Annotated in this window: 5 protein-coding genes and 1 pseudogene; all 6 read right to left on the bottom strand. The window is 63.8% G+C overall.

Annotated elements, in window-relative coordinates; all coding sequences use genetic code 11:
* Nucleotides 1-121: 121 nt before the first annotated feature.
* Nucleotides 122-1078: a phosphonate ABC transporter, permease protein PhnE gene (gene phnE / locus EOA27_RS20775; RefSeq protein ID WP_126081141.1), complete on the bottom strand. Its 957-nt coding sequence runs from the start codon at nucleotides 1076-1078 to the stop codon at nucleotides 122-124.
* Nucleotides 1079-1132: 54 nt separating this feature from the next.
* Nucleotides 1133-2041, bottom strand: a complete 909-nt coding sequence (phnD, locus tag EOA27_RS20770; protein ID WP_126081142.1) for a phosphonate ABC transporter substrate-binding protein — start codon at nucleotides 2039-2041, stop codon at nucleotides 1133-1135.
* Between the two features lie 138 nt (nucleotides 2042-2179).
* Nucleotides 2180-3037, bottom strand: coding sequence for a phosphonate ABC transporter ATP-binding protein (gene phnC, locus EOA27_RS20765; protein ID WP_126081143.1), 858 nt, complete (start codon nucleotides 3035-3037; stop codon nucleotides 2180-2182).
* A gap of 461 nt (nucleotides 3038-3498) precedes the next feature.
* Nucleotides 3499-4135, bottom strand: a pseudogene (locus tag EOA27_RS20760) (DUF1868 domain-containing protein).
* Nucleotides 4136-4290: 155 nt separating this feature from the next.
* On the bottom strand, nucleotides 4291-4908 hold the full coding sequence (locus EOA27_RS20755) for a DapH/DapD/GlmU-related protein (RefSeq protein ID WP_126081144.1): 618 nt from the start codon (nucleotides 4906-4908) through the stop codon (nucleotides 4291-4293).
* Nucleotides 4905-5181 (bottom strand): ATP-binding cassette domain-containing protein (locus EOA27_RS20750; protein WP_127257037.1); only part of this gene is annotated, 277 nt, incomplete at its 5' end. The genes EOA27_RS20750 and EOA27_RS20755, both read right to left, overlap by 4 nt.

Genomic DNA, 5181 nt, shown 5'->3' with positions numbered 1-5181 from the left:
ATAGAGCACCGTGCCCGCGACCAGCAGCAGCGGCCAGAAGCGCTTGTAGGCCGGCCGCTGGAAGATCTGCGGGTGGCGGTTTTCGATGGCGCTGATTTCGTCGGCGGTCATGGCGGCCATTTCACGCGCTCATCAGGAAAGCCTGCTCGCCGACGAGCTTGCGGCGCAGCCAGGCGGAGAACTGGTCGACGAGGATGATGGTGACGAAGAGCAGGAGCACCAGCGCCAGCGTCTTGGCGCCGAAGCCGCGCGAGATGGCAAGCTTCAGCTCCTCGCCAATGCCGCCGCCGCCGACCGCGCCCATGATGGTCGAGATGCGCACGTTGATCTCGATCCGGAGCAGCGTATAGGACATGAAATTGGGCAGCACCTGCGGCAGGTCGGCGAAGCGCACGCGCTCGAACCAGTTGGCGCCGACCGCGCGCAGGCCCTCCTCCGGGCGCATGTCGATGTTCTCGTTGATCTCGTAGAAGAGCTTGCCCAGCGCGCCGATCGAATGCAGGCCGATGGCGATGATGGCCGCGACCGGGCCGATCGAGACGATGGCCGCGAACAGGCCGGCAATGACGATCTCGGGAAAGGCCCGCAGCAGTTCCATGAGGCGCTTGACGACGAGCCGCAGGATCGGGCTCGGCGTCAGGTTGCGCGCGGCGATGAAGGAGAAAGGTACGGCGAAGACGAAGCCGATGAAGGTCGAGACCAGCGCCACGTTCACGGTCGTCAGCATCAGCTCGAAATATTCGGGGATGTAGAAGCCGCTCCAGACATAGACGCGGCCGAGCGGGAAGTTGAATTCCTGCGTTCCCTTGTCGCTGGGCGAGGCGATGTCGAACAGCGCACGCCAAACGTCGTTCCAGTCCTTCGGGACCAGCCAGCTCAAGAAATCGAGGATGTGCGGCAGCCGGTCGAAAAAGTGGCCGGCATTGGCCTCGTCGGCGAACCACATGGTCGCGAACATGGCGACAAGCAGCAGGCCGACGGCAAGCGCCGTGTAGAAGCGGCGCAGCGACGTCTGGCGCCGCCAGGCGTCGGCCTGCTGGCGGGTGGCGTCGGAATGGATCGTTGTCGAAAGGGTCATGACGTGAATGCAAAAAGGGCGGCGTTTTTGCGACGCCGCCCTTTCCTGATGCCTTTAGCCGCCGATAGCGGCTTTGCGGGCTTCGACGATGACGTTGTAGAAGTCAGGCTTCACGGGGACGTAGCCGGTGAAGTCGCCACCCTCGATGCCTTCGAAGCAGGCCTTGTCCTTGGCCGGCAGGGCGGTGAAGAAAGCGGTGAGCTTGGCGGTCATGTCGTCGCCCAGCGCGGTGCGGACAACCAGCGGACCGTTCGGGATCAGGCCCGAGCGCCACACTTCGACGAAGTCGTTCGGGTCGACCGCGCCCTTGGCGACTTCCTTGTGGAAGGTGCCCGAGGTGTAGCCGTTCTTGAAGTCGCCGATGCCCGAGGAGTCGTCCACCGCCACGTCGACCTTGCCGTCGCGCACGGCCAGGATGTTGTTCTCGTGGCCGCCGTTGAACTGGGTCGAGGCGAAGTAGGTCTCGTTGGAAGCGCCGGTGTCCTTCGGAATCTGGGTCAGCGGGATCAGGTAGCCCGAGGTCGAATCCGGATCGGCATAGCCGAGCTTCTTGCCCTTGGCCGACTTGATGTCGGTGATGCCGGAGGTCTTCAGCGCCAGGCCAACCGAGTAATAGCCGGTCGAGCCGTCGGTCTGCTTGGTGGTGAGGATCGGGGTGACCGCCTTCGGGTCCTTCAGATAGACGCTGGCGTAGCCGGACGCGCCGAGTTCGGCGAAATCAAGCGTGCCGCCGAGCAGGCCCTGGATGACGCCGTCATAGTCGGCGGCCGGGAACAGCGAAACCTTCTCGAAGCCGAATTCCGACTTCAGGTGGTCGGCGAGGCACTGATAGTTGCGCAGACGGTCGGTCTCGTTTTCACCGCCGAGGATGCCGACGCGGAATTCCTTGATATCGGCGGCGTGCGCGGCGCTTGCGGCCATGGCGAGCAGCGAAACCGCTCCAAAAACCATCTTCCTGAACATTTGCTCTCTCTCCTGTTGTTCCGGCTGCGCGCCGGCGTTCTGATTTTTCAAGTCTTGCCTTTGACGCTGGCGGGCGATCCGGGTTGCTCTGCCGAAATCCACGATTTGCCCGGACCGACTGGGGTCGGGGCAATGGACTCAGTAGCCAGGGAAGGCGGGTTCGAGCGGTCCGGCGGATGCGGTGATCTTCGGCCTGATGGTCACGCTGGTCGACGTAATGGCCTCGGAGATCTCGGCGCCGCTGGCGTCGGCGCCGTAGACGGTGCTCACGGCGTCGCGGTCGAGGTCTTGCGGGGCGCCGTCGAAGACGACCTTGCCGGCGGCCATGCCGATGATGCGGCCGCAATAGGCGCGGGCGGTGTCCAGCGTGTGCAGATTGGTGACGACGGTGATGCCTTCGCGCAGATTGATGTCGCGCAGCGAATCCATCACCACCTTGGCGTTGAGCGGGTCGAGCGAGGCGATCGGCTCGTCGGCCAGAAGCACTTTCGGCTGCTGCATCATGGCGCGGGCGATCGCGACACGCTGCTGCTGGCCGCCGGACAGCGTGCCGGCCGGCTGCAGCGCGGTGCGTGCGATGTCGAGGCGCTCGAGCGCGGCCACCGCCTCCGCGCATTCGGTGCGCGTGAACATGCCGAGCAGGTTGGAAACCGTGGAGCGATGGTTGAGGCGGCCGAGCAGCACATTGGTCAAGACGTCGAGGCGCGGCACGAGGTTGAACTGCTGGAAGATCATGGCGCAGTCGCGCTGCCAGCGGCGCAGCGGCGAGCCCTGCAGGGAGGAGACCTCGGCGCCGTCAAAAAAAATCGATCCCTGGCTGGGATCGATGAGACGATTGATCATGCGCAGCAGCGTGGACTTCCCGGCGCCGGAGCGGCCGATGATACCGACCATCTGACCGCGCGGGATCGAGATGTTGATGTCGCTGACAGCGGTGTTCTTGCCAAATCGTCGGGTTACGCCGCGGATTTCGAGCGTGGCCGATGATGCTGACATGGCAAAACTCCGGTACGTCGCGGTTTCGAGGGTCCGTTAACCTTCGCTAGCGCAGCCCGATGAAGCTGGGGTGTCGGATTGATGTCATTTTTGTTACGAGTCACAGGCTTCGGGCGCTAATTCCCCGGCACATGGATTTCGACCGGGCCGGCTATGTTTGTGTTGGCGGGCGGCATGCGTAAGAGATTGGCCGAAACGTCCACCCCAGTCGTCATCCACGGGCGGAGCAAGGAGCGGAGCGACGCGCGCAGACCCGAGGATCCATTCCGTGACGCATGGGCGCTGCTGCGGTGCAGAATTCTGCTCCGCCGCACTCTTCGACGAGGGTCACGGAATGGATTCCAGGGTCTCCGCGACGCCGCTTCGCGGCTGCTTCGCCCTGGAATGACGAGGTTGGAAGGCTTCAGCCAAATCGTGCCCGTCAACAAACGGCAACTTTTCAAAATCCCCGTGCAGAACCGCTAGCCAAGCACCAGCAATTCCTCGAAATGCTTCATGTCCTTGAAGCTGCAGAAGGCAGGAGCCTTCAGCTCGATCGAGGCGGCGGAGCTGATAGGCAAAGGTGATGTGGAAGACATAGGTGTCGTGGTCCGGATGACGGTAGCCGAACGGCACAGACAGCGCATCGCGCCAGGCTTTCAGGACCTGGCGGTCTTCTTCGGTGGCGCCGGCGACGGTGAGGCCGGTCGGCACGACGTCGACAATCTTCACCTTGAAGGGACCGTGGCCCTCGAAGCCTTGCAGGCGCTCGAGATAGAGGCGGGTCATACCGTCGATGCTGGTATCGAGCGGCACGTCCGAAGGCCAGTAAGGAAGGCGGCGGCGATATTCGATGATGCCCTGGAAGAGCGTCATATGCAGGCTGGAGATCGGCGTGAAGGCGAGCCGATCGGCATCCGGCATGGCCAGCATGCGCTCGCGGACCTCGATGATGGCAGCTTGTGAAGGCGAGCCCTCGACCAGATGGCAGACAAAGGTGTTGCCCGGTTCGGGCAGGAAGTTGCCCGACGCGTCGTAACGGGTGCCGAGATGGACCGGCGGCGTGGGGTTGGAGCCTTCGAAAAATCCGGCGAGCGAGGGTCTAACAGTGGCGAGCATGGCGATCTCCTGGGCGAGATCGGCTCTTGTCCGAGTCATGTGTCAAGGATGTGAATGGTGAATGGTGAATGGTGAATGGTGAATGGTGAATGGTGAGAAAGAAGGGCTTCGTTGCCATTCACTATTGACCATTCACCGTTAACCATTCACCGAAATCAGCCGCCGTATTTCTCCAAAAACGCCTCGGCCGACAGCTCTCGGAAATCGTCGAGCGCGGCGCGCAGTGTTGCATGGTCCCAGTCCCACCAGGCTAAGACCTGGTACCGCTCGGCGGTGCGGCGGTCGAAGCGCTCGCGGATCGGTTTCGCCGGCACGCCGCCGACGATGGTGTAGGGCGCGACATCCTTCGACACCACGGCGCCGGCGCCGACGGCCGCGCCATCGCCGACGATGACGCCCGGCAGGACGGTCGAGCCGTGGCCGAGCCAGGTGTCGTGGCCGATGGTGACGCGCCTGGCGCGGCGCTGCGCGAAAAACTCGCTTTCATGCTCGGCGTCGTCCCAATAGTCGGACGCGCGATAGGTGAAGTGATGCAGCGTCGGCCGCCAGGTCGGATGGTTCGTGGCGTTGATGCGCACGCTCGCCGCGATGTTGGAGAACTTGCCGATGGTGGCGCACCAGACGGCGCAGTCCTGCATCATGTAGGAATAGTCGCCAAGGTCGCATTCGGCGACGCGGCTGCGCTCGGCGATCTCGGTCCAGCGGCCGAGGGTCGAGTTTTCGACCTGCGCCGTCGGATGGATCAGCGGCGCCTCCGAGAGTTTTTTGCTCATGCGGCGATCTTTCCGGCGGCGAAGGCGGTGACGTCGATGACGCGATCGGCGACCGCGTCGCGCACGTCGAGGTCGTGGAAGATGCCGAGGAGCGCAACGCCCGCCGCTTTCTTGGCGGCGATGAGCTCGACCACGACATCGCGATTGCGGGCGTCAAGCGAAGCGGTCGGCTCGTCGAGCAACAGGATCGGATGCTCGGTGATGAAGCCGCGCGCGATGTTGACGCGCTGCTGCTCGCCGCCGGAGAAGGTCGCCGGCGGCAGCGCCCAGAGC

Source organism: Mesorhizobium sp. M2A.F.Ca.ET.037.01.1.1 (assembly GCF_003998075.1).
In the GTDB taxonomy this organism is placed as follows: Bacteria; Pseudomonadota; Alphaproteobacteria; order Rhizobiales; family Rhizobiaceae; genus Mesorhizobium.
Note: the sequence above shows the minus strand (reverse complement) of the source record. Positions and strands in the feature narration are given on the sequence as shown.